Consider the following 26,189-nt stretch of genomic DNA (forward strand, 5'->3'; position numbering starts at 1 on the left):
TCTTGCGGGTCTTGCCCTGACCATTCTTCTTATGGCAAGGATAGTAGGCGAAGAGAAGATGCTGGGGCGCGAGCTGGAAGGCTACCGGGAGTATACGCAGAATGTCCGTTACCGGCTTTTTCCTTTGATCTGGTAGCTCTAAGTATCTTGAGTACCCGCAAATTTCTTTTTATATCTCGTTTTAACCAGGGGGAAGGTAACCAGCATCGAACTCCAAGATACCATCGCCAGTAAAGGATTTACCAGTGCTATCGGTATCGATACAAGAAATGTCACGGGTGTTATCAGGTTTCTCACGGACATATATTCGATAACATGTTCCGAGAGATCGGGTTCGATTAACCGGTGGTTTTTTGATGCGTATTTCCAGAGGAAAAACAGGAGAAGGCTGCTCATGGTGAGAATGAGTGCATAAAAGACGACAACACTGAGATGGTTGCCATAAATCCCCAGCAGGTACGTTGGAAAAGGCATCAACACGATGAAGAACAGGAATACAATATGGAGCCTGACAAGGACGCGATCCAGCGTGGGTATGAACGAGAACATGCGACGGTAGGACAGCCAGAAATTCGCGATGATAAAAAAACTGAGGATAAATCCCAGGATTTTTGGGAATATATCCACCAGGGTGGGGAGAAATACTGTGTCAATATCATGGGAAGGGATATCCGGGATTCTTAATTCAAGCACCAGAAGGGTGATTGCAATGGCAAATATTCCATCGCTGAATGCCATCATTGACGCTTTGTCCAACCCCAGGCGATCAAAGATATCGCCCGTGGTATCCCCCGGATTTTCCCCCATGAATACCTTATACAAGATGCATTGCCCCGGCGTAATATAACTTCTGAAAGACCGGAAACATGACAAGAGAACTAAATTGATCCTGTTCATCATTCATCCTTTCCACACGCTAAGGCACCATATCCACTCTGTTCATGATTTCCGGGATCTTTTTCCTGTACAGATTTCTCGTAAGAGATCCCGGAAAATGCGGTATTGGTGGATATAGTGTATTAGGAAAAAATGAAATGTCACCGTGGTCACAATCCGGAACGAATTCCCGGTCCTGCTCGCCGGGCGATCCTGATGTTGCTCGGGAAACCCCTGCTGCCCGGCTCACTCTACGGTATTCTCGCGGGTCTTGCCCTGACCGTTCTTCTTATGGCAAGGACACGGGGAGAAGAAGCGATGCTGGAGCGGGAACTCGAAGGCTACCGGGAGTATACGCAGAAAGTCCGTTACCGTCTTTTTCCTTTTCTCTGGTAGCAGCAGTTTTTTTGACGTTGTTCTTAGTGATGGCCGGGCTGGTGATCCGTTGACAGCTGAAGGTTGTCGGGATGATTACCGGTCGATGGAGGGTGTTACCTGTTCCCCTGTGCGGCAATTGCAGCCCCCAGGGCGCCGGTGATCTGGGGTTCGAACGGGACATAAAGGATGGTACCCAGCTCCTTTTCGAGTGCTGCCTTCATCCCGGCATTCTTCGCCACCCCGCCGACAAACGCGACATGCTCCTTCAATCCCATCCGCTTCGCCATCACCCCTACCCGTGTCGCGATGCTCGCTATCAGGCCTGCGGCGATGTCCTCCTTGGTGATGCCTTTCGCCCGGAGCGAGATCACCTCTGTCTCTGCAAATACCGTGCACATACTGGTGATGCCGGCAGGGTGCTCAGACGCCAGCGCGAGACCGCCGAGGTCATTGATCGGGACCTCGAGCGCCTTTGTCGTGTTCTCCAGGAATTTCCCGGTCCCTGCAGCGCACTTGTCGTTCATGAGAAAGTCTGCCACTCTCCCGTCTTCTACCACGATGACCTTGGAGTCCTGCCCTCCCACATCGATGATCCCCTGCACCTCCGGAAAGAGAAATGATACTCCTCTCGTGTGCGCCGTAATTTCGCTTATCGATTTATCGGCAAACGAAATGGAATTCCGGCCATACCCCGTAGCACACACATTCCTGACCTCCTCTCTCCTCATATCGCAGCTCGCGAGGAGCTCGTCGAACATATTCCGGGCAGCGGTGGGGAAATCAAACGCGGTGATGCCAATCCGGTACCCTATGATCTCCCGGTCCCGGAACAGGAGCGCCTTCGTCGTGGCGGCACCTGCGTCGATCCCCGCGGTGATCACGCGATCATCTCCAGGAACGCATCGACCCGGATCCCAATCTGTTCCGTGTCCGAGTCTCCGTAGTCGGACTCAATCGCGAGCAGGGGGATCTTCTCCTTCTTCAGGGCTCTCTGCACCCGGAAGCGTTCGATATTGTAAGCGTGGCAGAACTGCAGGGTGTAATACACTACACCGTGGACATCGTACTGTTTCGCGAGATCGACGATGCGGGCGACCCGCTGGTCATTGGGAGTCATGCAGGCACAGGGGATCTCAAGGTACCGCTCCGCGAGGGCTGTCCAGGGGTCTTTATCCTCGTCCACGAGGTCCCAGAACGACCTCGTTCCGGTACAGCTCTCCTCGACAACGATCACCCCGCCTTTCTGCTCGATAATGTCCGGCACTTTCGTATTCCCTGCCGCCATCGGGCACCCCGAGATCATGATCCGCGGTCCTGTCCGGGCGTCCGGTGTGACGTGCTCCATCTCGTTGCAGAGCTGGCCGACCCCCTGCCTGAACTGGTCGGGAGAGAGGAAGAACTGCTTCTGCATCGCCCGAAGGACCTCTGACCCCCTGATCGGGGGCGGGTCGCGCTTCCTCAGCCCGAAGAGGCGGTGGAGGAGTCGTTTTGTCTTGTTTGCCGACCTGATCTCCCGTTTAAGTGCATCGTCGCTCACGACATTTCCGGTCAGGCTTTCCATGAACTTCCCGAACTTCCGGAGCTCAGAAAGGAAATAATTCAGGGCCTCAGGGCTCCCGGGTTTCTGCGGGAGGTCGAGGACATAGGTGGGCAGGTAATCAGGAAGGATCTCATACATCTTCTTCTTTCCGTCGCATGTCGCCTCTGCAACCACCACGTCGACCAGGGGAACGTGAGCACACGCAAGGTTCCCCCCACAGCAGGCATCGACCACCGCTCCAAACGAGGACTTGATCAGCGGGCATATGTTCCTGGGAAGCGACTGCTCTGCCACGGGGATTGTATCGGCTCTCCCGCCGCAGAGCACGATCCTGTCGGCACCGGCTGCAAAAATTATCTCATCCGGAACATAGAGGCAGAGGGTCCCGACTACCTTTATTCCGTTTTCTCTCTCTTCTTTCAGCTGGGCAATACGGAACTCGTATGAGTTCTTAAAAATGTCGAGACCCGGGAGAGAGGATGACATGTAGTTCCGGTATCCATTTTTAATATGAACCTATTCAAAGGTGCCGTCTCCCTGAGTAGTTGCCAATAAAAAGTACGGTTTATTAAATAGGAGGGAATATTTTTATTGGCAAACCAGGATCAAGTAACAAAAATAATATTTACACTAAATAATTCCGGTATTGTCTCCACTTCGGTACGAATTTATCAAATAATATTTTTAAGACGGAAATAATCAGGATCCCCTGATTTCCTGATGATTAATCTCTATTAATTTGAATCTGAAAAAAGCCAGAATTATATAATTATTGTACTATTGCCGACAGTAGAAATATAATGTAATTCGGTGTCAGGCGTTTTCACTGATGAGATCATTATGTCTTTCAGGTTGCGGTATTTGTTAAAATTATCTGTATCCGTAAAAAATCCGAAATTGTACGCGTGGCGCAGCGAAACAATGGTCTCTATTGTGTATGCCGATGGGTAGTATTGTGAACCTTCAGGTAACGTGACATCGTAGGTTGATGCCATCGCGGTCCCGCTTGAAAAATATTTGTAGTTCCCCAGATAGTCCGCTGCGGATAAATCCGGGTAATCCCTTTGAAACATTCCCTTGCTCCAGTCAATGGTAGGATCAAGACTGAAACTTCCGGCTCTTTCTAAATCCTGCGTGAGTGCCACAAATTTTTTGGTATTATCAGGGCTTGTAATCGTAACGACACGATTCGGCTGATTGAAACGCGGATCGTCATACAGATAAAACGGGCCGACGGTGTAGGGAGTATCTATTGAAGATTCTATTGTCCAGGTGGATGGATACTCGACGCTGAAATCGCTGTCTGAATAATACGAGAAGGTAATTTCAGAGACATCGGCTGGATCTGCTTTTGGGAACAGCATCGTTACTGAAACGATAGCCGGGGTTGTTGTGACATTTGAAGGTGGCGTTGGAATTATCGGGGTGGTTATCACTGCTGAAGTAGCAGCTGTCGGGACCGGACTTGTGAAGGTTGGTGCTGGAAGGGTTTGTTCGGGTACCTTCTGACTTGCACACCCGGCCGCAAAAATGACCACAATAAAGAGAAAAATAAAAACTGTTCCTGAATAATTTCTCATACCATGTTACATGATATTGTTCCCGGTTAATCGTTTTTGTGATTCGGGACATTTTTTCCTTTGATTAATATCCGCTTTAGATCCGATGGAGTGATATTCACCTCCTAGTTGTCCATTGCAGAGATCGGGTAAAATAAGCTCTATACGGGCCCCGATTCTCTCCTTGGTTCTCACCTGCTCTCGCAAAAATCCCGAAAAAACCCATTTCTGTTCGTGCGGAGAATACGCCCAATTATCGCCCTGTTAGTCAAAATACGGCAGTTTTGCAGTTCACCTGGTGGCCAGTAAAGCCCCTTGAACCGGGCTGGTTTTTGCCCCCTGTTTTAGGACATTAAACCTCGGAAACCCTGCCGGAACGCAAATATGAGACTCATTTTTTCCGAAGAAGGTTCCAAAAAATAGGAGTGGCTGAAGAATCAGGCAATCAGTGCACAAATACGAACATTACTACAGCGATTCCAATCCCGGCAATGACCACCCAGAGAATCTCGGCACCGAGAAGAAGGGAGAGGAATGCCCCTGTCGCGAGTAATCCGGGGAACCATGACCAGGGAACCGCAAGCGCCAGCTTGATGGTCACGCTCAGGAGCAGACCCACAAAGGAGAACAGAATACCCTGGAACATTTTCTGATACAGCTGAGAACTACGCAGCCGGTCATAATACGGTACCGTCCCGACCGCGAACAGAAATGAGGGGGTAAAAATCCCTATCGTTGCGACTATCCCGCCCCAGAAACCATAGGCAAGGAACCCTACAAATGTTGCGGTGACAACAATCGGGCCCGGGGTTACCTGGCCGAGCGCCAGTCCATTGATGAATGTTGCACTGTCCAGCCATGAATGCACGACGACAACCTCATGGAACATCAGCGGGAGCGCGGCAAATCCTCCTCCAAACGCAAACAGATCAATCCTTGCCATCGTGGCGGCAAGGGTATAGAGATCGGACTGCAGGAGATAGAGCAATATAAAAAAGGCTGCTGCTATGGCAAGCAGGATGAGGAAGGATTTTTCCGGACGCGGAAACGTTGTGACTGGCATTTCCTGTTTTTTATCAGAAACAGGAAGAAGAGTGATGCCGAGCAATGCTGCAAGGACGATGACGACAACGGGACTCACACCTGCAATGAAAAGTACCGCAGCGATCCCGGCAATAAGTACGTGAATCCAGTGTTTGAGTGATGTCCTCCCGAATGAGACCGTCGCGTATGCGACCAGCGCCACAACGATTGCCTGTAAGGCGAGGAATAACGCCATCACCGGGGGAAGCGCTGATGTTGAAACATAGAGTGCCGAGAGTATCATCATCAGGATAAATGCAGGGAGACCAAACCCCACAAATGCTGCAAATGCACCAGCTGTGCCCCGGATGCGAAGACCTGCATAGGCAGTGACCTGCATGGCCGTTGCACCGGGGATAGCCTGGCAGAGTGCGACACCATCGTCGAAGACCACGCTATCAAGCCAACCCTTTTGCCCGACCACCATCTTCCGTATGTAGGAGACCATGGCAGGGCCGCCGAATGCCGTGATTCCAATCCGGAAAAATGCAAAAAAGATTGAAGCAAGCGAAGGTTGCTGCAATTCTGACGGAATGGGTTGGTCGACCATATGACATGAGAATTATTGAAAGTATATGAGATAAGGATACATGATTCGCCTTGGGCTGGCCAGGAGGCGACGCAGACACCTAGTCATATTCACTTATCCTCACTCCGGTTCACTTCACATCACCTCGCTGTTTTTCGCAGTTGATTAGAGATATGATTACATACCCCTTTGTTCGCAGGCTCCTTGGTGGCTTGCTGCCCCGGCCCGCTCCTCACCCCATGCTCCGCATCGTGTTCGTCGCTGTTGATCGTACTCAGACCTAACGGTCGTTGACTAGCTCGCGCTCGACCTCGCTGAAGCATTCGGTAACCGGCACACACTCAGGCCGCTGGTCTTATATACGGACGGTTGCAGAAATCGATGCGTTTGGGGAGAATGAGAAGCATTAAAAGTGTTTGCGAGTTGTTGATTTGGTGACAGCTCAGCAGGTAGCGGGGATGATTACGGGGATGAGGGTATGAGCAGGGTAAAGTGCAGAAAAATCGCACATCCCGGTTTTCTCTTATATTTTTTACCGGTTTTTTATTTCAGGTTATAGTTTCTGGAGATATTTCCAGTGCACAAAACTAAGCAAGTTTTATTTAGTTAAAGCAAGTAATTTTGTTTCTGTATTATCATGCATATTATGGAAGGATTTTTACCCTGGCAATGGTGTCTCGTGTGGTGGCTTATCGCTATCCCGTTCCTTGTTGTGGGTGTCATTGAACTGCGATCGATCATGAGACAAGACCGGGAATACCTGCCACTGCTCGGGGTCTGCGGGGCGTTCATCTTTATTTTGTCTGCTCTCAAACTCCCTTCGGTAACCGGCAGTTGCTCCCACCCTACCGGGACCGGGCTCTCGGTCATGTGCTTTAAACCCTATATTACCGCGGTAATTGGTTTCATTGTGCTGCTGTTCCAGGCGCTCCTGCTGGCTCACGGTGGATTATCGACGCTGGGAGCTAACATGGTCTCGATGGCAATCGGCGGGCCCCTTGTCGGCTATGGCGTATACAAACTCCTGAAAAATACCTCGGTTAACATCTACGTCACCGTGTTCTGCGTAGCGGCAGTGGCAGATATCGTCACGTACGTCATCACATCCTTCGAACTTGCCCTCGCGTACCCGGCTGCGACCGGGGGAGTTTTGGCTTCGTTTACCGCATTCTTTGCTATATTTGCGATTACCCAGGTCCCGCTCTCAATTATCGAAGGGCTCGTTCTTGCGCTGGTCTTCAAGTACATCATCCAGCTCAAACCGGAGCTCATCGAGAAACTGGGTGTGTTCTCGAAAAAGCAGATTGAATCCGCGCTCAGGACCACTACCGGTGTTCCGGAAGAAAAGGTGTGATTATGTTTGAGAACAGAAAACTCGAGATACTTACGCTGGCTGGCCTGTTCGCGTTTGTGGTCCTCTTCATAATTGTCAGCAGCCAGACGGGTCATGCATTCAGCGGGTCGGATGATGTCGGATCGGAAAAGATTGCAGAACTGACCGGCAAGCCGGTCGAATCCTTTACCCCCCTCATTCCCCAGTATGTACCTCCGAGCGGAGAGATCGAAGCTACTCTCTTTGCATTGCAGGCAACATTCGGGGGAGTTGTGGTCGGCCTGGTTATCGGGTACTGGTACGGACAGAAAAGACGTCCAATCAATTCCTGATCGATCATGTTTGAAGAACTGCTGGATGATATCGCGCAGAATAGTGCATTCCGACACATCCACCCGGGGACCAAGATCCTTCTTGGTCTGGGTTCCCTTATTATCTGCCTCGTATCCCCTGCACCGGTTGTTCCGCTGATATCAGGCGTCATACTCAGTCTGGTTCTTTTAATCCCCGCACGCATATCCCCGCTCGTGTACGGGGAGCTCCTGCTTGCACCCGCCATATTTACTGCCTTCAGTATCATCGTCCTTTTATTCCTGCTTGGAGGAGGGGATGTGATCTGGCGGTTCAACCCGGTTCCCTGGATCAATCTTTCCATCACAACCGGGGCCGTCGAGCAGAGTATACTTGTGTTGTGCCGGGTATTCGGCTGTTCGATCTCGCTCTTCTTCATCGCATTAACAACGCCCATGACAGATCTCTTCAACGGCATGAAGCGAATCGGGATTCCTGTCGAACTTATCGACCTCATGATGATCATGTACCGGTATATCTTTATCGCCTATGATCAGGCCAGTGAAATCTGGCGGGCACAAATCATGCGTCTTGGGTACAGCAGGGTAGGGGAGTCCATCCGTTCCTTCTCCATGCTCTGCGGGATGCTCTTCATCACCAGCTGGAATGCAGGTGAGGATTTCATCCATGCGATGGACTGCCGCTGCTATGACGGGATCTTTCCTGCGCTGGACATCGCAGAACCGGTCCGGATGCGTTCACTTATTCCAGTTGTATTGTACCTTGCCGGGCTGAGCGGGATCCTGCTCGTGATGACAACAAGGATCGTGATATTATAATGAAGGTCATTCTCGAAGCGCGGGATGTCAGGTACCGGTACCCCAGAGGCCGGGAGGCGATCAAAGGGATCAGCTTCCATATGCGCCGGGGCGAGAAGATCGCGCTTGTCGGTCCCAACGGCGCCGGCAAGTCCACGCTGTTGCAGATGTTCAATGGCATGATCCGCCCGACTTCCGGCGCCATGCTCTTTGACAACACGCCGATCCAGTACGATACCACGTCCCTCCGCCAGCTCCGGAAACGGGTCGGGTACGTGCTGCAGAACCCGGACCGCCAGATCATTGCCCCGACCGTGTACCAGGATGTTGCTTTTGGCCCGGCAAACCTCGGGTATGATGAGCAGACCGTTCGGCAGGCGGTTGCTCTGGCACTCCGGCAGGTCGGCCTTGAGGGGTTTGAGCGGCGCCCGCCCCACCAGCTCTCGGGCGGGGAGAAGAAACGGGTCTCGATCGCAGGAGTGCTCGCGATGGACCCGGACGTACTGGTATTTGACGAGCCGACCAGCGGTCTTGATCCATCCGGTTCGGAAGATCTCATGGAACTGCTCGACGAACTGAACCATGACGGTAAGACCGTGATCATCTCTACCCATGATGTCGAACTTGCCTATCCATGGGCTGACCGGGCAATTCTCATCCTGGATGGCAGGATCCTTCAGGAGGACGTGCCGGACGTGGCATTCGGGAATTCCGATCATATCCGGATGGCACATCTTTCTGTCCCGACCCTCCTCGAACTCTCGCAGGAACTCGGGAGGCGCGGGTTTACCCAGCCGGAACGCAAACCACGCAGTGTCCTTGACATGATCCATATTATTGAGAACCTGCTCCATGGGTCCTGCCGTAATCCTGCGCCGGGCACCATCTCGGTCTGCAATGTTGATGAGGAGGCGACGTCATCGCTCTCCGCATGGGTTAAGACCCGCCCCGGCCTTGCCGTCGGGGCGATGGGTACCCGTGCGAAACAGCGTGCCAGCCAGGAACAGCTGACCCTTGAGTTCACGTACGGTGTCATCGACAAATGCATCCTTCGTGCCTTGCGGGGGCAGGATTCCCTGATCCTTACGACAGGCAGTATGGTTGGCCGGGTCGCTGTCCGGGTGGAGGCGTACTGCCGGGAGAGCGGCAATATTATCAGCGTAGTCTCCATGAGCACTGCAGAACAGCCCCCCGTAACGGGGCTTATGGATGAGGAGGTCAGGCAGAATGATCATCCGCACTGAAAACCATGAAGATAACGACCACGATGATGGCCGTTTTCATGGAAATGCTCGCGAAAATGCCCAAAATGATCGTCGTGGTCATCCTGATCACCATGAGGGCCATTCCCATACGCACGGGATTGTCGATCCTTCCCTCCTCATGACCGAACGGGGCATCCGGGCGGTCAAGTGGTCGTTTGTCGGCCTGTTCATTACCGCAATCTTCCAGATAGTCATCGTATATTATTCCGGAAGCATTGCACTGCTCGCCGATACCATCCACAATTTCGGCGATGCGCTCACCGCGATCCCGCTCCTGTTCGCGTTCATGCTGGCCCGGTGGAAACCAACGAAGCGGTTCACCTACGGATATGGCCGGGTCGAGGATCTTGCGGGAGTGTTCGTGGTCCTCATGATCCTGATCTCGGCAGTTGTAGCCGGGTATGTTTCCATCGACCGTCTCTTTCACCCGCTACAGGTGACGTTTCTCTGGGCAGTAGCAGCGGCTGCACTGGCCGGGTTTATCGGGAACGAAGCGGTGGCACAGCTCCGCATCCGGGTAGGTAATGAGATCGGTAGTGCTGCGCTTGTTGCGGATGGCTATCATGCACGGACAGACGGGCTTACGAGCCTTGCGGTCCTTATCGGTGCAGCCGGGGTATATCTTGGATTCCCGCTTGCCGACCCGGTGATCGGGCTCATCATCACGATTGCGATATTCTGGATTGTCTGGGAATCAGGAAAAACTGTTTTCATCCGCCTCCTTGATGGCGTTGATCCAGCGGTTACTGAAGAGATCCGCCACACCGCCGATCATGTTGATGGAGTGATGGAGATTACCGACGTCAGGGTCCGATGGCTGGGTCACCGGCTCCATGCGGAGGTGAATATCACGGTCGATTCATCACTTTCCGTGGAAAAAGGCCATGGGATTGCACAGGAGTTCCGGCATGAACTCCTTCACCACCTCCGGTATCTTTCGGATGCCACCATTCATGTCGATCCGGCGACTGCATCGGGACCCGGCTACCATCATATCGTAAATCATAACCATGACGGGCTGCCTGCGCATTCGCATTGAACCGGTCAAGATTTGGAAACCGGCGTAAAGTTATCAGGAAATGGAGGTAAAAAATGTCAAAATTTTATGGGATCAGCCCGCAACCGGCAACCCGGAATGCGGTGGTAAAGTTTTGAAGACGAAGTGATTATCAGGAAGGGTAACCGGTACCTTATCTCAACGGTATATCTCGATATGCAGGAGGATCGCTGGGCGGTTGCCGTGGCATATAACATGTCCCGCAACAAGGGGTTGGATACACCTGATAACCTGCTAGGGGTCCGTTATTCCTGCTCTCGCTCCAACGGAAAAACCATAATGAAGGTGCATTCGGATCCGATAGAAGAATCCCCCTCGCTTTTGTGCCGTTTACGGATCCCGATACTTTTGCACAGTACGCAATGACCTGCGACAGAATCTGGTAAACCACCTGGTCTGATACCTGAATGGAGTTAATTAACGGGGAGAATATCCTCTTTTGTCCAGCCCCGTTTTCACCTCCTGACATCCCCCTTTTCCCCCATGCTGCCGTCAAGGGAAAATAAGCCTGAATTGGGCTTCGTCTCCTGCCGTATCCCTTCTCTAAGAGGAGGAAATCACCGTAAAACCCCCGGTTTCTGTCCATGTGGAGAATGCGCCCAATTATCGCCCGGTTAGCCAAAATACGGCAGGGTTGCACGTCACCTATTGGCGGGTAAAACTCCTTGAACCGGGCTGATTTCTGCCTCATAGTTTATCCCATCGGGCACCCACAAACTCCGCCGGAACGCAATTATGAGGCTCGTCTTTTCCGATGAAGGCGTAAATAAGCGGCAGTTTGACGGGAAAATGTAAGCCGGTCTCGGAACAGATGCGAGTACGGCGAAGTTTGCTGAGCAGGTGGCGATCTGGAAAAAATCCGGATCTGGTTCACATCATAAGGCTCAGCACCCGGAACGCTATCCCGCCAATGGCGATTGCCATGATGATCTCGGCTGCGGATATCGTGAGTGATCTTTTCCAGCCGAATTCCGATGCGAGCACGACTATTACTGAGATGCAGGGAATGTAGAGCATCGATACCAGTGCGAGAACAATCAGCTGTACCGGAGACATAATTGTCGCAAAGTTCGTTGTCCCGAAGATCACTGCGAGGGTGAGGATTGTCAGTTCTTTCCTCACAATCCCGAAAATTAGCGTGATTCCGACAACTGCCGGAAGCCCGAGCCAGAGAACGGTCACGGGTGCAAGGAGGGCATTCACCGGGGTCAGGAGTCCAGCCGCATAAAATGCCTGGAGAACGGCACTCCCGATGATGTACGCCGGGAATACGATCCAGATGAGCGATTTTGTCCGGGCCCACGTCTGTTTCAGGACAACGGAGAGCGAGGGGACATGATAATCCGGCATCTCCATGATCAACCCCACTGACTCGCCCGGTACAGCCTTGAACGCTATCCTCCCTACAAGGATAATCAGGATGATGTCAAAGGCATAGAGTGCAAGCGCCCACCAGATGTTGACGAACGCAGCGACAAGGCCCAGGATGACAACTGTCCGTGCCGTACACGGGATGAGTGTGACAAGGAATGCAGTGAGCATTTTCTGTTTCGGGGTCTCCATGATCCGGCACGAGTAGACTGCCGGGACATTGCACCCGTACCCGAGGATAATGGGGATAATCGCCTTGCCATGCAACCCCAGTTTGTGCATACCGCGGTCGAGCATCACTGATATGCGGGTGAGATAGCCGGAGTCCTCAATGATGGCAAGCAGGATGTAGAACGGCAGCACGTACGGGATGATCAGCGTCACGCCGGCGATAAACCCGGTGAATGCACCGTTCCAGAGTATATTCATGAGCGGCCCCGTGATCACCGGTTCGTACTGTTCGAACTGCAACAGGAAATGAGCAAGAAACGCTGAAACCTGTGCCCCGATCAGGAATGTCCAGACCAGCAGCCCGCCGATCACGGCGATGACCGCGAGATATCCGAGAACCGGGTGGAGGGCAACCGCATCAAGGCGGTCAGTCAGGCTCTTTTTCTGCGGGCCTTCCCCGTGTGTTCGTACTGTAATCACCTCAGCTGCTATCCGGTCAGCGACCAGGTACCGCTCCGCGCTCATGACCACACAAACCGGCTCTCCGTGAAGAGACTCGATCTCCCTTGCAAGGATATCCGCGGTCTTCACAACCGAAGAATCCTGTTCCCCGATCAACTGCTGGACCAGAGGATCCCGCTCAAGGAGCTTGATGGCGGTCCAGCGAACGGGGTACTTTGTTGATACCGTGCCAAGTCCTGAGACAATTTTTCCAATCCGCTCTTCCACTTCCCTTCCGTAGCGGAGGACCGGAGGAACCGGGTGGTCCTGCATGAGATCTGTGATTGCGTCAGTGAGGGCAGCGATTCCCTTGCCCTTAATGGCAACCGTCGGAACAACCGGGACGCCAAGCAGTACAGAAAGCTTCTTGGTATCGATCGAAATTCCTTTCTTTTCGGCCAGGTCAATCTGGTTGACCGCGATGAGCAGCGGGGGCGCCAGTTCCAGGAGCTGGATCGTGAAGAAGAGGTTGCGTTCCAGTGCTGACGCATCGATAACGTTGATCACCGCGTCCGGATGTTCGAGCGCGATAAAATCCCGGGAGACCAGTTCCTCCATCGAGTACGTGGAGAAGGAGTAGATACCTGGCAGGTCGATGACCCGTATACGTTTCCCTTTATGCAGCAGGAGACCCTCAGCCCGTTCGACAGTTTTCCCCGGCCAGTTGCCGATGATCTGGTCAACACCGGTCAGTTGGTTGAAGATCACGCTCTTGCCGACATTGGCATTGCCGGCAAGGGCAATTGTGTAATCCGCATTCTTTATACTGCACTCTTTACCTTTTGGGCAGGCATTGCATTCCCCGCACCCACTCATGCTTCAGCCGTCCCGGGCGATTCAATAAAGATATTCTCGGCGATTGCGTGATCGATGGCAAGTTTTGTCCTTCTCACCAGGATCTCCACAGGTCCGTCCATGGGCGTTTTTCTCTTGACAGATACAATCGTCCCGAGCGTGAGTCCGAGATCGGAAAGACGCTGCACGATCTTGCAATCTCCCCGGATAAATGCGATCTTCCCGTTCTGGTCAGGAGCAAGATCAGTGACGGGAATGATCTTTTTGTTACGAAGGGATGCCGGCTCAGGAATTCCTGTCCCTTTAACCATCTCACATTCTGCACAGCTCCCCACACCTTTGTTGCAGGGGCTGATCGGGCTGCCGTGTGGGCAGTGTGCCGGCGCGTCCAGCATCCGGCAGAGTGCGTCCTCGGTCTCTTCAGAGATCGTGTGCTCCATCCGGCAGGCTTCATCGTGGACCTTCTCACGGTTCAGTTTGAGGACATCGGTCAGGAACACTTCAAGGAGCCGGTGCTTCCGCTTGATCGTATCTGCAATCTTTTTTCCCTCTTCTGTCAGGGTCGCACCACGGTACGGTTCGTACCAGACGAATCCTTTGTCCGAGAGACTTTTCAGCACCTCCGTCACACTCGCCGGGGCGACATTCAGGCATTTTGCAATCGCTGTGGTTTTTGCCGAACCATCCCGCGATTCAAGATCGTAGATCGTTTCGAGATATTCCTCAACTTGCTCCTGGGGCATTGTACCAGATATTTAGGTTCACCTAAATAATAAATGTTTAGGCAGACCTAAATATGTTCATCTGAGTTCTTTGATGTTTTCCAGCGAAAAAAAAGTTGTTCTGCCCCGAACCCAATCTTATTAAATACGACTGGGGCTATTTTACCTTGATCGATCATGGCGAAAAAGACCCTTACGACAAACCAGGGGATTCCGGTTGCCGATAACCAGAACTCCCTCACTGCCGGACAGCGTGGGCCGGTACTCCTGCAGGATGTTCACCTTATCGAAAAGCTGGCGCATTTCGACCGTGAAAGGCTTCCCGAACGTGTGGTGCACGCCAAGGGTGCCGGCGCCCACGGGTATTTCCAAGTGTAAAAGAGCATGGGGAAATACACAAAGGCAAAATTCCTCCAGGACCCTAAAAAGAAGACACCGGTCTTGCAGCAGACGGAGGTATTGGGGTCTCCCTGCTCAAACACCTTTACCTTTGCCGCTGCTGAGGCAATCGTCAGCCAGGTGGGCAAAGGAATATTCAAAACATACAGTGAATAAGATTATCCAACGATAGGAAGTGACGTTATGACTGACGACAGTAAGCGCCCGGTAAATGGCCTGGTAGACAAACAGGTAACCGGCCAAGGCAGGTCCAACCGGGACTGGTGGCCGAACCAGTTGAACCTGAAGGTTCTTCACCAGCACTCTCCCCTGTCCAATCCGATGGGCGAGGAGTTCAACTACGCTCGTGAATTCAAAAAACTCGACCTAGCGGCCGTGAAGAAGGATCTGAAGGCGCTGGTGACCGACTCGCAGGACTGGTGGCCGGCAGACTTCGGCCACTACGGGCCCTTGTTCATTCGCATGGCATGGCACAGCGCCGGCACGTACCGCACCGGTGACGGTCGCGGCGGCGCCGGTGCCGGCCAGCAGCGTTTCCCGCCCCTCAACAGCTGGCCCGACAACGTGAACCTCGACAAGGCGCGCCGGCTGCTCTGGCCGATCAAGCAGAAGTATGGCAGGAAAATCTCATGGGCCGACCTCATGATCCTTGCTGGCAACGTTGCCCTGGAGTCGATGGGATTCAAGACTTTCGGCTTCGCTGGGGGTCGTGAGGATGTCTGGGAGCCGGAAGAAGACGTGTACTGGGGTTCTGAGAACAAGTGGCTGGATGACAAACGCTACTCCGGTGACCGGAACCTCGAAAATCCGCTCGCTGCCGTGCAGATGGGGCTGATCTACGTCAATCCGGAAGGCCCGAACGGCAACCCGGATCCGATCGCGGCGGCCAGGGATATCCGCGAGACGTTCGCCCGCATGGCCATGAACGACGAAGAGACGGTTGCGCTCATCGCCGGGGGTCACTCCTTTGGCAAAACCCACGGCGCCGGCCCTGCGTCCCACGTGGGGCCTGAGCCCGAAGCGGCGGGCATCGAGGAGCAGGGCCTCGGCTGGAAGAGCAGCTTCGGCACCGGCAAAGACGGAGATACGATCGGCAGCGGCCTGGAGGTCACCTGGACCACCACGCCCACGAAGTGGAGCAACAACTTCTTCCGAATTCTGTTCCAATACGAATGGGAACTGACAAAGAGCCCGGCTGGTGCGCACCAGTGGAAGCCGAAGGGTGATGCAGGCGCCGGCACGGTGCCGGATGCCCACGACAAATCGAAGCGTCATGCGCCATCCATGCTGACCACGGACCTCTCTCTGCGGTTTGACCCTGTCTACGAAAAGATTTCACGACGCTTCATGGAGAACCCGGACCTGTTTGCAGACGCATTCGCCCGGGCGTGGTTCAAGCTGACCCACCGAGACATGGGTCCGCGCGCACGCTACCTCGGCCCGGAAGTTCCTGCCGAAGAGCTTATCTGGCAGGACCCCATCCCTGCCGTCAATCACAAACTGATTGATGCACAGGACATCGCCTCCCTCAAAGGTAAGATCCTGGCTTCCGGCCTGTCTGTGTCGGAGCTGGTTTCGACCGCCTGGGCGTCGGCGTCCACCTTCCGTGGCTCCGACAAGCGTGGTGGTGCCAACGGTGCCCGCATTCGTCTGGTGCCGCAGAAGGACTGGGAAGTCAACCAGCCGGCCCGGCTGGCCAGGGTTCTCAAGACGCTGGAGGGCATTCAGAGCGCGTTCAACAGTGCCGCCTCCGGCGGCAAAAAGGTATCACTGGCTGACCTGATCGTCCTGGCCGGCTGCGCCGGCATTGAGCAGGCGGCAAAGAACGCTGGTCACGAGGTGATAGTTCCGTTCACGCCGGGACGCATGGACGCCTCGCAGGAACAGACCGATGTGGTTTCCTTCGCCGTGCTCGAGCCGAAGGCGGACGGCTTCCGAAACTACCAGAAGACCCGCTATACCGTATCGGCCGAGGAATTGCTGGTTGACAAGGCGCAATTGCTGACACTGACCGCACCCGAAATGACGGTGCTCGTTGGCGGAATGCGCGTGCTGAACACCACCTTCGGACAGACCCGGCACGGCGTTTTTACCAGGAAGCCGGAAGCGCTCACCAACGACTTCTTCGTGAACCTGCTCGATATGGGAACGGAGTGGAAGGCGGTATCGGACGCCAAGGACATATTTGAAGGGCACGATCGCAAGACTGGCGAAGTCAAGTGGACCGGCACGCGTGTCGATCTCATCTTCGGTTCGAACTCCCAGCTCCGGGCTCTGGCCGAGGTCTACGGAAGCGCGGACGCGCAGAAGAAGTTTGTCCAGGACTTCGTGGCAGCCTGGACCAAAGTGATAAACCTTGATCGCTTCGATCTCGCCGGATCGTAGCATAAATGTCTTCAATGGTGGAGATCCTCACGAAGGCGGGTAAGGAACTCGGGCAGTGTTGTGCCAGAAGGGCTGAAGGTGTGAAGGGAATATCTGGTGGGGCGCCACGAATCATATCGTGGAACATCACACTCAGGTGTCCCCTGAAGTGTGCCCACTGTTACGTGGACGCTGGCGAACGGGAGGCCGAAGGAGTGCTCTCCACGGAGGAAGCATTCAAAGTCATCGACCAGATCTGCGAGACCGGGAAACCTGTTGTCGTGCTGAGCGGGGGCGAACCTCTCATGAGGGATGATATCTTTGCTATCGCCCGGTACGGTACTGAACAGGGGCTCCGGATGGTCATAGGTACGAGCGGGTATCTGCTGGATCAGGCCATGGCAAAAAAACTCCACGAATCGGGGATCAAGGCCGTCGCCATCAGCATTGATTCGGTAGATCCGTCCGTCCATGACGCATTCCGCGGCATAGATGGTGTATGGGAACGGGCTGTACAGGCCATTGGTTTTTGCCGGGATGAGAAAATCAGTGTCCAGATCAACATGTCGGTTATGCAACCTGCAATGAGTGATGTCAAAGAAGTGATCGAAGTAGGGACTGCACTCGGGGTTCGCGATTACCAGCTTTTTTTCCCGGTGCCGACCGGAAGGGCACGGCTGATTGAACCCCGCAACGCCAAGGAATACGAGGATCTTATACGACAGATCCTGATCAAATACCGGGACAGTGATCTCCATATCCGCCCGACCTGTGCCCCGCAGTTCCGCCGCATTGCAGATGATCTCGGGATCAAGAATCCTGCATGGGGGCGGGGCTGCATCGCCGGCATCAGCTATTGCCGGATTTACGTAAATGGAGACGTGACTCCCTGTCCGTACCTCCCGGTGAGTGCCGGCAATATTCGGGCTGCTCCGTTTCCTGAGATCTGGAACAATTCCGAAATCTTTGCAGCACTCCGCGACCCGGATCACCTCACCGGGAAATGCGGGAGGTGCAGGTTTAAAACCACCTGTGGAGGTTGCAGGGCCCGGGCGTACCGGGGAGCGGACGCATTTTCCCCTCGCTGGTGTGACGGGCTTGCTCCACCGGATACAGCCGGCGGGGATATCTGTGGAGAAGATCCCTGTTGCCCGTACGAGCCGGAGGAAGCTGCTACATGACGAATCATGCTCTGCCTGACATGGTGGATCGGCATATTCTTGACGTCCTGCAGGATGATATCCCGCTGGTCCCCCGCCCTTTTGCAGCAATTGCCCGGCGGCTAAAAATTCCCGAGCAGGTTCTTCTTGACCGGTTGCAACGGCTCCAGGACGAGGGCATTGTACGGGGAATATCCCCCGTCCTTGAATCCCGGCTTATGGGACTTTCTGCTGCAACACTGGTTGCCCTCCACGTTCCCGAGGAAAGAATCCGCGAGATTGCAGCCATTATCAGCAGCTACCCGGAGGTCTCCCATAATTTCCGGCGGGACCACAACTACGCTCTCTGGTTCACGCTCTCGGGTAAAAACGAAGAGGATATACGGCGTGTGTTAAGAGAAATCCTGCGGAGTACAGGAATTCCTGCAACGGATGTCCTGAACCTTCCCACGGTGCGAAAACTGAAAGTTGATGTGCGTTTTTCATTTTTGAGCGATGAGAGGGAGGGTACCTTTGGATCCGCTTGATCGGCACCTGCTCTCTGAACTTGAGAACGGGCTTCCTCTCGTCAAAGAACCGTTTGAAGAGATCGGAAAGCGGCTGAACCTTACCGGTAGAGAGGTCCTGGAAAGGATCCGGAAGCTTCAGACAGCGGGGATAATCCGGAAATTCCGGGCACGCATCAACCAGAGGCGGGTCGGTATATCTGCAAATGCCCTTGTTGCATGGAAACGTGTGGATTCACTGCATGGCGATATGGGATTGCTGCTGGCCTCGTTCCCCTGTGTCTCCCATTGCTACGAACGGCTGCCGGTGCCGGGCAGGTGGGAGTACACGGTTTATACTGTACACCACGGGTATAGCAGGGATGCGGTTCTAGCTGAGATCAGGACACTCGCTGGCCACATTGGTGCTCAAGATTATGTCGTCCTTTTCAGTACTGAAGAGTTCAAACGCGTCCCGAATGTCCGGATCCGGGAGAACGGGAGCAATATCGTATGAACCGAATTACCCAGTGCATGCACGGGAAAGGAACCGTCAGCGGTGTGATGCGGCACCGCCATAAATCCCTGACTGATATTCCGAGCAAGTACCTTGCATTCTCTGGTATGTTCAGGCCAGTGGTGTTCTGGAATCTCACCGATCGCTGCAATCTTAGCTGTGCCCATTGCTATAACAGGTCGGGGCCCGGGTGCCGGACGGAGGGAGAACTTTCGACAGCCGAAGCGTTGGGTCTCATTGATGACCTTGCGGATATGAGTGTCCCTCTTATCCTGTTTACCGGCGGGGAACCCCTGATGCGTGAGGATATCTGGGAACTGGCACAGCATGTCGCGAACAAAGGAATCAAAATGGCACTCAGCACCAACGGGACCCTGATAACGACCGAAATTGCCCGCAGGATCAAGGAAAGCGGGATCGAATATGCCGGTATCTCGCTTGATGGTTCACAGGCAATGACGCATGACCGGTTCAGGAATTCCCCCGGTGCTTTCGAGCGGACAGTGGCAGCATTCACCTCCTGCAGGGAGGCGGGGCTTCGGTGCGGTGTCCGGGTAACCCTGACAAAAGAGAACTGTGGCGAGCTCGAAGCACTTATTGATCTCGCCATAAAACTTGGCGCCTCCAGGTTCTGCTTGTACTGGCTCGTACCGACCGGCCGTGGAATTGAATCCTATGAACGGTTACAGCTGGAAACCAAGGAGGTGACAGATGCCCTCACGCTCCTCTACCGGAAGGCCAAGGAGACCGATCCAGCATCCATAGAGTTTCTCACGGTTGATGCCCCGCAGGATTGTATTCACCTTATCGCTTCGATGGAAGGGGACGGATCTCCGGACATTGCTGAGGCACGCGAGCTCCTGCAGTCCCTCAACGGAGGATGCAGTGCAGGCACTCGTGTGGCAAATATCGATTCACACGGTAATGTATACCCCTGCCAGTTTGCGCGTTCCGAGAATTTTTTTGTAGGGAATATCCGAAAGCAGCCATTCAACAGGATCTGGAATGACACCGCTAATCCTGTACTCTTACGGTTCCGGGAAAAACGGGCCCGGTTCGGAGGCAGGTGTGCGGGTTGTAACTACAGGGATCTCTGCGGGGGAGGATGCCGGGTCCGGGCATATGCTGTGAACGGGGATTTTCTGGCAGAAGATCCCTTCTGTTTTGTCAAAATACCTTTGAAACATAAGTAATTTTCATACTCACCGCACCTTCTCAACAGCTACGTAGGGAAGTAAGGTAAGCAGTTCAGATTTGAGCGTATCGTATCCGATCCGCTCCATGAACCGGGCCGTCCGTTCATGCGGTTTTGCATGGCTCCGGTAGTACTCGCCGAGGCGCTGTGCACAGTCCAGCGCTTCAGCAGCCGAAAGGTTACGGGCGATGAGATCCCCGAACCTCGGCCTTGTCCCCCCGTTCCCCCCGAAGAAAACTGTCCAGCCCTTGTTCGTCCCCATGATCCCGATATCCCGGGTATGGCTCTCTCCGCAGCACCGGGAACAGCCGGAGACCCCGATCTTGATCTTTGCCGGGAATATCTGGTCCTTAAACCGGTCATCAGCCGCACGGGCCAGTCCGATTGAGTCCTGGTTCCCGAACCTGCACATATCGGTACCAAGGCACGCCTGAACGAACTTGACGCACGGTACGGTCTCCGGTTTTGCGAGCGGGCCCAGCTCACCGATCACCTTCTGCACATCATCAGGTTCAAGACCGACCAGTGCAATACGCTGGCCTGACGTGATCTTGAGGATTGGCACATGGTACTTCCGCCCGACCCCGGCGATCTTCTCCAGGTCTTCCGGTGTTACAATACCAGCCGGGATCCTGGTCACAACCGCATACCTTTTCCCGTCCCGCTGGAGAATTGCCCCCTTTGAATCTTCAGTCATACTCCCATCACCATTGGGAAAGACTGTACCGCGAGGGATTATCTTTGTTACTTCCCTTTCGTTGACTGGAGATCATACGAGCGGAGATCCCCCCCATCCAAAGCAATTACAGATCTTGTCGGATACCACACCATGAAAACGTGGGAGATGCCCATTTTCACCTCAACGGGTCTGGACAATTCAACGCCGGTTCCGTGCGCTATACAAACCGAGAGAAATCAAAGGACTCTCAATCAAAGTGTATAAACCACGGCACGGACTATTTTTGTATTGGTTTTGACACGCAGAAATCCGGCATTCCTGCCCAACTCCTCCCTACCACGGTGATCTCCATGCGGCTGAAATCCTGCAAAAAGACCTACAACCTCGAAACACAGCGGGCTGCTCCTCTTGAAGAGACCCTGGCCCGGATTGAGCCAAAAGTACCCGCTGCGGGAATTACCCGTGTTGCAGACATTACCAACCTTGACCGGATCGGAATTCCTGTCTTCTCCTGCATCCGCCCGACCGCTGAATCAGGTGCAATAACGGTATACAACGGTAAAGGTGCGACAGTTGAGGAATCCCGGATATCGGCGATAATGGAAGGTATCGAACGATATTCCTCGGAATTACATGACCGGAAGATTCACCTGGCACCATACGAGGAAATGTTTGCACACGGACGGGTCCTTGATCCAAAAGACCTGATCCTCCCGGAAGGTGCGGATACCGACAGGCTCATAGCGTGGACCGAGGGGTTTGATATTGCAAACGATGAACCGGTCATCATCCCGGCTCACGCGGTTTTTCACCCGCTCCCGCCAAATTTCCGGGGGCTTTTCCGCACGAATACCAACGGGCTTGCCTCGGGAAACACTTTTGAGGAGGCTGTCTTCCACGCTCTTTCTGAAGTGATCGAGCGGGATGCATGGTCGCTTGTCGAGGCGTGCCGGGATACCGGTCCCTGCGTCACCTCCATAGATGATGAAACCATCGTGGATATGCAGAAGAAATTTGCGTATGCACAGGTAGAAGTGAGGGTGCGGGATATCACCAGCGACATCGGCATCCCGACTATGGCTGCGGTCGCCGATGACGTGCTGCTCAAAGACCCGATGCTGCTCACAATCGGTATCGGGACGCATACCAGCGCACGGATTGCGGTGATGCGGGCGCTCACCGAGGTTGCGCAGAGCCGGCTCACCCAGATCCATGGTGCACGGGAAGACACGACCATTGCTGAACTCCGGAAGAAGATGGGCTATGATCGGGCGAAACGGATTAATGCGTACTGGTTTAAGGAAAACGGCCTGGTGGACTACCACAGGATTAAATCGTATGACAGTGATGATTTCCTCACGGATATCCGGTTTATCATCGAAGCACTGAAAAAACAGGGGCTCGACCGGGTGATTGTTGTCGACCTTACCCGGGAAGAGATCGGCATCCCGGTCGTTCGGGTAATCGTACCGGGGCTTGAAGTGTTCGCCATGGACCAGGAACGCAGGGGAGCACGGGTGAACAATGCAAAAAATCATCGTCTTTCTCGGGCCAAGTCTTGACCGGGAAGCGGCAGAAAAAATCCTTTCCGCCGATTACCGTCCCCCCGCCAAGCGTGGTGACCTGCTCGCCGCGGTGGAAGACGGTGCAACCATTATCGGGTTGATTGACGGTGTCTTTCACCAGGAAAGTGCTGTTGCCCACCGTGAGATCCTTGCAGCGCTGAAAAAAGGTGTCAGAGTCGTGGGTTCTTCAAGCATGGGAGCTCTCCGTGCAGCTGAGATGGACACGCTGGGGATGGCAGGTATCGGTGAGATCTACCATATGTACAAGAGCGGCGAACTTGAGTCTGATGACGAAGTGGCTCTGGTATTCGATCCTTCTTCAGGTCTGGCACTCTCAGAGCCGCTCATCAATATCAGGTTCACCCTGAAACGGGCGAAGGATACGGGAATCATTGATACCGCAGTGCATGACGCACTTCTTGCTTCGGCCCGTTCTGTATTCTACCCTCAGAGGACATATCGCACGATTGTTTTGCGTGCAGGTGACACCGTTGATGCCGGGACACGGAAACGGTTTCTCACGTGGGTCGAGACCGGGCAGTGCGACCAGAAAAAAGAAGATGCAGTGGCAGCACTTGAGTATATCAGGAAAATTGCAGGAGAGAAGTTGGAACGGTAAGTCTCCCGGTTCCGATTCGGTGCCCGGTTTGGAAGAACAGGTACGATTTTTACTTCTGATGTTGGAGGTTCTGACCGATCGGACAAACATCAGCCCATAATGTACAATACCTGAGCTCCTTATCTGGCCCGAATGGGATATATTCCCCTTTTTCTGCACGATACCTTCGGCAGAGTAGCCCTTCAAATGAATCCTGCCGGATTGACCCCGAAGGGCAATGCAACGAGATAACAAAAGGATGAGGAGTTGTTCTGAACCAATTGGTTGGAGTACTACATGGCTAAAACGTCGGGGAGTTTTTCTGTCTATAAGCCCCGACGAATAAGATGATAATGCCGGTAAATATCAAGAGATTGCCGAATATGTCATAGGGAGAAGTTTGAAGAGGATTGAAAGTTTTTAGATGTGAAATTCCTGAATAGAAGAAAGCGAAATACAATCCACTGATAATACATAGTACTCCTAGGACTAGTATCCCAAGCACAGGAGGATTATTTTCGTTTTCTCGGTGAGACGTTTTTTGGATATGCAAACCAACTGCCTCCCAAGTGATACGATACCCCGGGAAGGATAAAAACGTTATCAAATTATCTTATGTATAAAAGAGAATGGTATGCATTGCACCGATGTCTACCGACTTTTTTACAAATTCTCTTCTTAGCAGGGTCTTGCCTTTGTTGTTTTGAAATACCCTATAATGAAAAAACTTTTAAAAAAATGGTATAATACAACCCGATTGTAAAACGCAGGGAGTGCTCGGAGGGGGACAGCCACTGCCCCCCTTTCTGATTTTTTTGTCATGAAACCCTTGGAAAAGTTACTCCACCTTTGCCCATACATACGCGAACCGCTGGAATGCGGTAATGTGCCCGAATACGCCAAATAACACCAGCAACCAGCCAAGCCAGGTGAGCCCGTAGAAGGTCAGGGGGAATACCAGACCCAGTATTCCCACCACCAGTATCAGAACGAGACGGTCTGCCCTGCCCAGCAGTCCGCCGTAATATCTGCCTACTCCAACGGCCTGTGCCTGGGTGCCGAGATAGGAGGACATCAGGACACCGGTCAGTGCAAAGACACCGATCTGCCACGGGACCAGACCCCCGGCAAAGATGCCGGTAATGATGAAAATATCGGCATACCGGTCAACAGCGTGATCAAGGAAATCCCCGCGGAGACTCTGGGTCTTCATCTCACGGGCAACGGCACCATCCATCGCATCACAAAAGGCATTCAGGGCGACAGCGACAATCCCCAAAAATTCCATCCGGAGATAAAAAAGAACCCCTGCGGCCGCCGATGCAAGAAGAGCGGCAAGAGTAAGAAAATTCGGGGTCATCCCGCACTTTATTGCGATGGATACCAGCGGGTCGAAGTAGACTTTCGCATGAGAGCGGTACTGATCAAGGGTCATGATCCAATCTCCAGGAATGACGACCAGTCAATATGGCCAAAGTCAGCAGGGGTCTCTCCCTTCACGAACCGCCCAATCTGGTCTGCACAAAAAGCCGCATCACGACCGGTCGTATCCAGTTCAAGGATCCGCGAAGGGTCGTACCTTTCAAAAGTCTCGATCAGGCAGGAATCCAGCGCTTCCGCCTCGGCATTCTCGCGGATCTTCTTTTCGCGGTATTTACGGAGGGCTAGACGGGACTTCAGCACATCAGGGCGACAACGGAGCACAATAATCCGGTCACAGGGAAGCAGGTGGGCGAAATGTCCCTCGACAAAGCCATCCACCGGAACAAACTCTTCTGCCCATCGCTCTACATCGAATATCCGGGTGTCCCTTTCCTCGTCCATACCGGTTACATAGGGTCCGACCGTATCAGTCAGGTGGATGACTGTAAGACCTCTGCGGGCCAGCTCATTCCCGATCCGGGATTTTCCCGTCCCCGGTGTTCCGGTGATGCCGCACATCATAGCGTGTTGATCACCTGAAGGAACCGCTCATTTTCCCAGCCCTCACCGATGCTGACCCTGATATAGTGATCAGCAAGACCAGCAAAGCTACGGCACGAGCGAACGACAACCCCGTGACGGGCAAGTTCCTCTACCATCTCATCACTTTTACGGGGGGCTGTGTTGATCATTACAAAATTTGCGTCAGAGGGAAGGACCGGGTACTTTACCTCCGTGATAAATCGTTTCCTCCATATTCTGACCTGGGCAATGTAGCGTTGCGCGTGTTCCTTGTCGGGGAGTGCAGCAGCAGCGGCCGCAGCAGAGACCGAGTTGACGGTAAACGGTGTACTGGCACGCTGGTACCAGGGCACGAGCCATCGTGGTACGAATGCGTACCCGATGCGCAACCCTGCAAGCGAGTGAACCTTGGAAAATGTTCTGCCAAGGATCAGGTTCTCATATTTTTTCATGAGTGGGAGATAGTTGTAATCAGAGAATTCGACATACGCATTGTCAAGGAAAAGAATTCCCTCTATCCCTTCCAGTAGTTCGGCAACCAGGTCAACCGGTGTCGCATTGCCCGTGGGATTGTTGGGAGAGCAGACTACTACGATCTTTGCCTTGCTGGCCGCACGGATCATCTTTTTTACATCAACCGAGAAGTCAGACTCCCGGGGCACCGTGATAATCTCTGCTCCCTGCCCTGTGGCAGCGAGGGAATAGAACGAAAAGGTTGGTGTCGAGATTGCGACTGGCTCCCCGGGATCCACCAGCGTGCGAATAACGGTCTCAATAACCCCGTCCATACCGACACCGCTGACAAACTGGTAATCCCCATAACACGTTCTGAGGGCGTTCATCAGGATATTGACCCGTTCATCGGGATACCGGTTCACATTCCGAAGTGCCTGCTCTGCGGCTTCTTGTGCTGATGGTGAAAGAGGTTCGGGATTTTCATTGCTTGCAAGCCGCGCGATCCGGTCGATACCGTACTCACGTGCAATATCCACTG

Annotated in this window: 25 protein-coding genes and 1 pseudogene; 15 read left to right on the forward strand and 11 right to left on the reverse strand. The window is 53.5% G+C overall.

The features are described 5' to 3' along the window. Window positions 1-138: 138 nt before the first annotated feature. A complete protein-coding gene (locus ABSG49_RS11400) occupies window positions 139-822 on the reverse strand; it encodes a TMEM175 family protein (RefSeq protein WP_424026253.1) in 684 nt (227 codons plus the stop codon). A 270-nt stretch (window positions 823-1,092) separates the two neighbouring features. Here ABSG49_RS11400 and ABSG49_RS11405 point away from each other — a divergent pair, with 270 nt between their 5' ends. After that, a complete protein-coding gene (locus ABSG49_RS11405) occupies window positions 1,093-1,272 on the forward strand; it encodes a hypothetical protein (RefSeq protein WP_424026254.1) in 180 nt (59 codons plus the stop codon). Between the two features lie 95 nt (window positions 1,273-1,367). Here the strand turns inward: ABSG49_RS11405 and ABSG49_RS11410 are convergent, their stop codons facing one another. The 4 genes from ABSG49_RS11410 to chrA all read right to left on the reverse strand — a co-directional run bounded on the left by ABSG49_RS11410 (window position 1,368) and on the right by chrA (window position 5,986). After that, on the reverse strand, window positions 1,368-2,135 hold the full coding sequence (locus ABSG49_RS11410) for an acyl-CoA dehydratase activase (RefSeq protein WP_424026255.1): 768 nt from the start codon (window positions 2,133-2,135) through the stop codon (window positions 1,368-1,370). Then, on the reverse strand, window positions 2,132-3,280 hold the full coding sequence (locus ABSG49_RS11415) for a double-cubane-cluster-containing anaerobic reductase (protein WP_424026256.1): 1,149 nt from the start codon (window positions 3,278-3,280) through the stop codon (window positions 2,132-2,134). The genes ABSG49_RS11410 and ABSG49_RS11415 overlap by 4 nt, the downstream gene beginning before the upstream one ends. Before the next feature lie 275 nt (window positions 3,281-3,555). After that, complete coding sequence (locus ABSG49_RS11420; RefSeq protein WP_424026257.1) at window positions 3,556-4,374, reverse strand: hypothetical protein; 819 nt, start codon at window positions 4,372-4,374, stop codon at window positions 3,556-3,558. A gap of 424 nt (window positions 4,375-4,798) precedes the next feature. Beyond that, window positions 4,799-5,986 (reverse strand): chromate efflux transporter, encoded by a 1,188-nt coding sequence (gene chrA / locus ABSG49_RS11425; protein WP_424026258.1) that lies wholly within the window; start codon window positions 5,984-5,986, stop codon window positions 4,799-4,801. Between the two features lie 616 nt (window positions 5,987-6,602). Between chrA and ABSG49_RS11430 the strand changes: the two genes are divergently transcribed. From ABSG49_RS11430 to ABSG49_RS11455, 6 genes are read left to right on the forward strand one after another with little or no spacing between them, the layout of a single operon-like run. After that, entirely contained in the window at window positions 6,603-7,319 is a 717-nt protein-coding gene (locus tag ABSG49_RS11430; protein ID WP_424026259.1) for an energy-coupling factor ABC transporter permease, read from the forward strand. A gap of 2 nt (window positions 7,320-7,321) precedes the next feature. Next, complete coding sequence (locus ABSG49_RS11435) at window positions 7,322-7,630, forward strand: energy-coupling factor ABC transporter substrate-binding protein (RefSeq protein ID WP_424026260.1); 309 nt, start codon at window positions 7,322-7,324, stop codon at window positions 7,628-7,630. A gap of 6 nt (window positions 7,631-7,636) precedes the next feature. Beyond that, window positions 7,637-8,428, forward strand: coding sequence for a cobalt ECF transporter T component CbiQ (gene cbiQ / locus ABSG49_RS11440; protein ID WP_424026261.1), 792 nt, complete (start codon window positions 7,637-7,639; stop codon window positions 8,426-8,428). Next, the gene (locus ABSG49_RS11445; RefSeq protein WP_424026262.1) at window positions 8,428-9,651 is read left to right on the forward strand and encodes an energy-coupling factor ABC transporter ATP-binding protein; all 1,224 of its coding nucleotides are present in this window, start codon (window positions 8,428-8,430) and stop codon (window positions 9,649-9,651) included. Before cbiQ ends, ABSG49_RS11445 begins: the two co-directional genes overlap by 1 nt. A gap of 5 nt (window positions 9,652-9,656) precedes the next feature. Then, window positions 9,657-9,794, forward strand: a complete 138-nt coding sequence (locus ABSG49_RS11450) for a hypothetical protein (protein WP_424026263.1) — start codon at window positions 9,657-9,659, stop codon at window positions 9,792-9,794. Next, window positions 9,791-10,711 carry a cation diffusion facilitator family transporter gene (locus ABSG49_RS11455; RefSeq protein ID WP_424026264.1) on the forward strand — a complete coding sequence of 307 codons (921 nt, stop codon included), beginning with the start codon at window positions 9,791-9,793 and terminating at the stop codon, window positions 10,709-10,711. The genes ABSG49_RS11450 and ABSG49_RS11455 overlap by 4 nt, the downstream gene beginning before the upstream one ends. Window positions 10,712-11,599: 888 nt before the next feature. On the opposite strand, the gene feoB is transcribed toward ABSG49_RS11455, so the two are convergent. Further along, complete coding sequence (gene feoB, locus ABSG49_RS11460) at window positions 11,600-13,588, reverse strand: ferrous iron transport protein B (protein ID WP_424026265.1); 1,989 nt, start codon at window positions 13,586-13,588, stop codon at window positions 11,600-11,602. Then, entirely contained in the window at window positions 13,585-14,310 is a 726-nt protein-coding gene (locus ABSG49_RS11465; protein ID WP_424026266.1) for a metal-dependent transcriptional regulator, read from the reverse strand. The genes feoB and ABSG49_RS11465 overlap by 4 nt, the downstream gene beginning before the upstream one ends. Window positions 14,311-14,466: 156 nt before the next feature. On the opposite strand from ABSG49_RS11465, the pseudogene ABSG49_RS11470 reads away from it, so the two are divergent. The 6 genes and pseudogenes from ABSG49_RS11470 to ABSG49_RS11495 form a co-directional block, all read left to right on the forward strand. Beyond that, window positions 14,467-14,653, forward strand: a pseudogene (locus ABSG49_RS11470) (catalase); the annotation flags it as partial. A 218-nt stretch (window positions 14,654-14,871) separates the two neighbouring features. Then, complete coding sequence (gene katG, locus ABSG49_RS11475; protein ID WP_424026267.1) at window positions 14,872-17,073, forward strand: catalase/peroxidase HPI; 2,202 nt, start codon at window positions 14,872-14,874, stop codon at window positions 17,071-17,073. A gap of 5 nt (window positions 17,074-17,078) precedes the next feature. Beyond that, window positions 17,079-18,233 carry a radical SAM protein gene (locus tag ABSG49_RS11480; protein ID WP_424026268.1) on the forward strand — a complete coding sequence of 385 codons (1,155 nt, stop codon included), beginning with the start codon at window positions 17,079-17,081 and terminating at the stop codon, window positions 18,231-18,233. Then, window positions 18,230-18,739, forward strand: coding sequence for an AsnC family transcriptional regulator (locus tag ABSG49_RS11485; protein ID WP_424026269.1), 510 nt, complete (start codon window positions 18,230-18,232; stop codon window positions 18,737-18,739). The genes ABSG49_RS11480 and ABSG49_RS11485 overlap by 4 nt, the downstream gene beginning before the upstream one ends. Then, on the forward strand, window positions 18,726-19,214 hold the full coding sequence (gene ahbB / locus ABSG49_RS11490) for a siroheme decarboxylase subunit beta (protein ID WP_424026270.1): 489 nt from the start codon (window positions 18,726-18,728) through the stop codon (window positions 19,212-19,214). The genes ABSG49_RS11485 and ahbB overlap by 14 nt, the downstream gene beginning before the upstream one ends. After that, complete coding sequence (locus ABSG49_RS11495) at window positions 19,211-20,407, forward strand: radical SAM protein (protein WP_424026271.1); 1,197 nt, start codon at window positions 19,211-19,213, stop codon at window positions 20,405-20,407. Before ahbB ends, ABSG49_RS11495 begins: the two co-directional genes overlap by 4 nt. Before the next feature lie 9 nt (window positions 20,408-20,416). Here the strand turns inward: ABSG49_RS11495 and ABSG49_RS11500 are convergent, their stop codons facing one another. Then, entirely contained in the window at window positions 20,417-21,106 is a 690-nt protein-coding gene (locus ABSG49_RS11500; RefSeq protein ID WP_424026272.1) for a ferredoxin-like domain-containing protein, read from the reverse strand. 332 nt (window positions 21,107-21,438) lie between these two features. Here ABSG49_RS11500 and ABSG49_RS11505 point away from each other — a divergent pair, with 332 nt between their 5' ends. Both ABSG49_RS11505 and ABSG49_RS11510 read left to right on the forward strand, forming a co-directional pair. Then, a complete protein-coding gene (locus ABSG49_RS11505; protein WP_424026273.1) occupies window positions 21,439-22,650 on the forward strand; it encodes a YcaO-related McrA-glycine thioamidation protein in 1,212 nt (403 codons plus the stop codon). Then, window positions 22,613-23,272: a TfuA-related McrA-glycine thioamidation protein gene (locus ABSG49_RS11510; RefSeq protein WP_424026274.1), complete on the forward strand. Its 660-nt coding sequence runs from the start codon at window positions 22,613-22,615 to the stop codon at window positions 23,270-23,272. Before ABSG49_RS11505 ends, ABSG49_RS11510 begins: the two co-directional genes overlap by 38 nt. Before the next feature lie 817 nt (window positions 23,273-24,089). On the opposite strand, the gene ABSG49_RS11515 is transcribed toward ABSG49_RS11510, so the two are convergent. The 3 genes from ABSG49_RS11515 to hisC are packed head-to-tail and all read right to left on the reverse strand — an operon-like array spanning window position 24,090 to window position 26,187. Further along, window positions 24,090-24,686 carry a CDP-alcohol phosphatidyltransferase family protein gene (locus tag ABSG49_RS11515; RefSeq protein WP_424026275.1) on the reverse strand — a complete coding sequence of 199 codons (597 nt, stop codon included), beginning with the start codon at window positions 24,684-24,686 and terminating at the stop codon, window positions 24,090-24,092. Further along, window positions 24,683-25,195 (reverse strand): adenylate kinase family protein, encoded by a 513-nt coding sequence (locus tag ABSG49_RS11520; protein ID WP_424026276.1) that lies wholly within the window; start codon window positions 25,193-25,195, stop codon window positions 24,683-24,685. The genes ABSG49_RS11515 and ABSG49_RS11520 overlap by 4 nt, the downstream gene beginning before the upstream one ends. After that, a complete protein-coding gene (hisC, locus tag ABSG49_RS11525) occupies window positions 25,192-26,187 on the reverse strand; it encodes a histidinol-phosphate transaminase (protein ID WP_424026277.1) in 996 nt (331 codons plus the stop codon). The genes ABSG49_RS11520 and hisC overlap by 4 nt, the downstream gene beginning before the upstream one ends. Between the last annotated feature and the right edge of the window lie 2 nt (window positions 26,188-26,189).

This window comes from Methanoregula sp. (assembly GCF_049510175.1).
Classification (GTDB): domain Archaea; phylum Halobacteriota; class Methanomicrobia; order Methanomicrobiales; family Methanospirillaceae; genus Methanoregula.